Source organism: Stenotrophomonas pictorum JCM 9942, from assembly GCF_001310775.1.
GTDB classification, from domain to species: Bacteria; Pseudomonadota; Gammaproteobacteria; order Xanthomonadales; family Xanthomonadaceae; genus Stenotrophomonas; species Stenotrophomonas pictorum.
The window spans coordinates 1-3,464 of sequence record NZ_BAZI01000281.1 but is presented as its reverse complement, the minus strand read 5'-3'; the positions used below and the strand labels follow the sequence as shown (position 1 = coordinate 3,464).

The 3,464-nt window shown below is 66.3% G+C and carries 3 protein-coding genes and 1 pseudogene; all 4 read right to left on the bottom strand.

Annotated features, from left to right (window positions below):
- A pseudogene (locus tag JCM9942_RS12400) lies at positions 1 to 1,189 on the bottom strand (ATP-binding protein); the annotation flags it as partial.
- A gap of 22 nt (positions 1,190 to 1,211) precedes the next feature.
- The gene (locus JCM9942_RS12395) at positions 1,212 to 1,895 is read right to left on the bottom strand and encodes a response regulator transcription factor (protein WP_053520384.1); all 684 of its coding nucleotides are present in this window, start codon (positions 1,893 to 1,895) and stop codon (positions 1,212 to 1,214) included.
- A 71-nt stretch (positions 1,896 to 1,966) separates the two neighbouring features.
- Positions 1,967 to 2,344 (bottom strand): PepSY domain-containing protein, encoded by a 378-nt coding sequence (locus JCM9942_RS12390; protein WP_425478350.1) that lies wholly within the window; start codon positions 2,342 to 2,344, stop codon positions 1,967 to 1,969.
- Positions 2,345 to 2,529: 185 nt separating this feature from the next.
- Positions 2,530 to 3,464: tRNA dihydrouridine(20/20a) synthase DusA (dusA, locus tag JCM9942_RS12385; RefSeq protein WP_054660026.1), on the bottom strand; the 935-nt coding region annotated here is incomplete at its 5' end.

Genomic DNA, 3,464 nt, shown 5'->3' with positions numbered 1-3,464 from the left:
CCCGGCGCGGCGGGGATCGGCTTGGCGGTCAGCAGCACGCTGCGGCGCGCCCACTTGAACGCGTTCTCCAGCAGGTTGCCGAGCAGCTCCTGCAGGTCACCCGGCTCGCCGTAGAAATTCACGCCCGGGGCGATATCGAACTCGCACAGCACGCCCTTGCTGGCATAGATCTTCTCCAGCCCCGGCACGATATCTTCGGCGGTGGCTCGATCGGCACCGGTGCGGAAAACAGCTTGTGGCCCGAAGAGGCCGCGCGGGCAAGCTGGTAGGACACCAGGTTGTTCATGCGCTGCAGCTGCACGTCCAGTTCCTCGCGCAGCGCGGCGGCGTCGGCACCACTGTCCAGCTGCGTGCGCAGCACCGCGATCGGTGTCTTCAGGCTGTGCGCCAGATCGGCCAGCGTATTGCGCTGGCGGTCCAGGTTCTCGCGTTCGCTTTCGATGAAGGCGTTGATGCTTTCGGTCAGCGGCTCCAGCTCACGCGGATGCCTTTCACTCATGCGGGCGCGCTCGCCGCGCTGCACCTTGGTCAACTCGTTGATCACGCGCTTGAGCGGGCGCAGGCTCCATTGCAGCACCAGGGTCTGCAGCAGCAGCAGGATCAGGCCGGTGACACCGAGCCAGAACCACACCGCGCCGCGGAACACCCGCAGCTGAGCACCCAGCGCGCGCGAATCTTCCAGCACATAGATGGTGTAGGGGAACTCGGCTTCCGGCGCGCCGTCACCGCCCCAGACCAGCCCCAGCCCGTAGCGGTAGACCTCGCCAGGCGTGCCGTCGATCTGGGTCATCGGCAGCGGCCCTTCGAACACCTCCTGACGCGGATCAAGCAGGTGGCCGCTGACTTCCGGCAGGATCGGCCCTTCGGCGGACATGGAATTGCCATGGTCGCCGGGCATCACCACCTGCAGGTACAGGCCGCTGCCGGGCACATCGAAGCGCGGATCCGGCGGCTGCTCGCGGATATACAGCGAGCCGTCGCGGGTGAAGTCGATGCCACCGGCATAGGCGGTGGCATAGTTTTTCAGGCGCTCGCGCAGATTGGCCCGCGCGGTATCGGCGAAGGCGGCGTCAAGCGCGTAACCGGCCAAGGCCAGGAACGCGATCAGCCCCACCGACGCGGCCAGCAACTGGCGCGCCTGCAAAGAACGAGGCCGCCAACGCTTCAACAGCCACTGACGGCCCGTCATATCGCACCGCCCCTGACGGGGCTCAGCCTTCGTTACGCGGAATCGCGAACCGGTAACCGCGGCCACGCACGGTTTCGATCGGCTTGAGTTCGCCGTCCGGATCGAGCTTCTTGCGCAAACGGCCGATGAACACTTCCAGCACGTTCGAATCGCGATCGAAATCCTGCTGGTAGATGTGCTCGGTCAGATCCGCCTTGGACACCAGCTCGCCGGCGTGCATCATCAAGTACTCGAGCACCTTGTATTCGTAGCTGGTCAGGTCGACATTGCTGCCGCTGACACTGACGGTCTGCGCTGCCAGATCCAGCGCCACCGGGCCACATTCCAAGGTTGGCTTGGACCAGCCGGCGGCGCGGCGCAGCAACGCGTTGACACGCGCCAGCAGCTCTTCGACATGGAACGGCTTGACCAGGTAGTCGTCGGCGCCCTGCTTCAGGCCCTCGACCTTGTCCTGCCAGCTCGACCGCGCGGTCAGGATCAGCACCGGAAACTTCTTGCCCTCGTCACGCAGCGCCTTGATCAGCTCCATGCCCGACATCTTGGGCAGACCCAGATCGATGATGCCCACGTCGAACGGGACTTCGCGGCCCATGTACAGGCCTTCCTCGCCATCCTGCGCCGCATCCACCGCGAAGCCTTCGCGCTTGAGGCGGGCTGCCAGGGTCTCCCGCAGCGGGGCTTCGTCTTCGACCAGAAGGATACGCATGAACTCTCCCTAGTAACTTGGGCCGGCTGTGGGCCAGCATTTTGATGCGGAACGCGGGCGATTATCGCTGTTCAGGAGTTATCGCCGCGTGGTGGCGGATCGGCCCGGCGCGAACCGCGCGGGACCGGCGGCGAGGGATCGTCCATATAACGCACCCGGCCGCGGTCATCCATGTATTTGACGCGATTGATATCGCGGCCATCGTAGGGCACGCGCTCGGCACCGAGAATGCGGCCACCGGTTTCGCGCTGCACACGACGCACCGCATCGGACAGCGAGCGGCCATTGGCCTGCATCCGGGGTGCGTTGCGGGCCACTCCGGCCTCGTTGTTGGCGCCGCGCGCCTCCGGGCGCTGTTCCTGTGCCGTGGCCGGCGCCACGACCGCACCGGCGGCAGCCAGGGCTGCAGCAACGACGAGGGGGAAAACATGACGGCTGGCCGGAAGCATGCGGTGATCCTATCGGACTGCGACGGAACGTTCAAAAATCGTGAATCGCGGGTCCAGAAAAACTTCCAAGGAGCTCACGAAATCGAGGCAAATAATTGATTTTTAGGGGTGAATCCGATCTGAACTCGTCCCCGCCTCCACCGGCCGCGTTCAGCTAGATGACCGAACCAACACCACTTCCAAGGTCATGCGGCGCGGGCGGCCTGTTCGCGGGTCACCTGCAGCGCTTGTTCGATCAGCGCCCAGTCCGCGCCCGGACGGTGTGCGCCTTCGCTCAGCACCTGGCGGAAACCGCGGCCACCGGGCTGGCCGTGGAACAGCCCGAGCAGATGGCGGGTGATGTGCTTGAGCGCCAGTCCCCGCCCGAGCTGGGCCTCGATATACGGACGGAAGGCGGTGAGCAGCTCTTCCCGCGGACGCAAGGCCATGCCGGTCTGCGCCGCCTCCAGCGCATGCAGCACATAGGGGTCGTGATAGGCCGCGCGCCCCAGCATCACCCCGTCAACCCGTGCCAGCTGCGCCTGCGCGGCCTCGACCGTGGCGATGCCGCCATTGAGTACCACCGGCAACGCCGGACGCTCCTGCTTGAGCCGGTACGCCCACTCGTAGCGCAGCGGCGGAATCTCGCGGTTCTCCTTCGGCGACAGGCCCTTGAGCCAGGCGTTGCGCGCGTGCACCACGACCATCGCCGCGCCGGCGGCGACCTGGCGGTCGACGAAGGCGGCGAATACCGCATAGTCGTTGTCCTCGTCCACGCCCAGCCGGCACTTCACCGTGATGGGAATCTCCACCGCCGCGACCATCGCCGCAACGCAATCGGCCACCAGTTCCGGCTCGCGCATCAGGCAGGCGCCAAAGCGCCCGGCCTGCACCCGGTCCGACGGGCAGCCGCAGTTGAGGTTGACCTCGTCATAGCCCCAGTCGGCGGCAATGCGCGCGGCCTGCGCCAGCAGCGCCGGTTCGCTGCCTCCCAGCTGCAGCGCCAGCGGCTGTTCGCTGCCATCGAAGCCCAGCAGACGCTCGCGATCCCCATGGATCACCGCATTGGCATGCACCATCTCGGTATACAGCCGCGCACCCGGCGCCAGCAGCCGGTGGAAAGCACGGCAATGGCGATCGG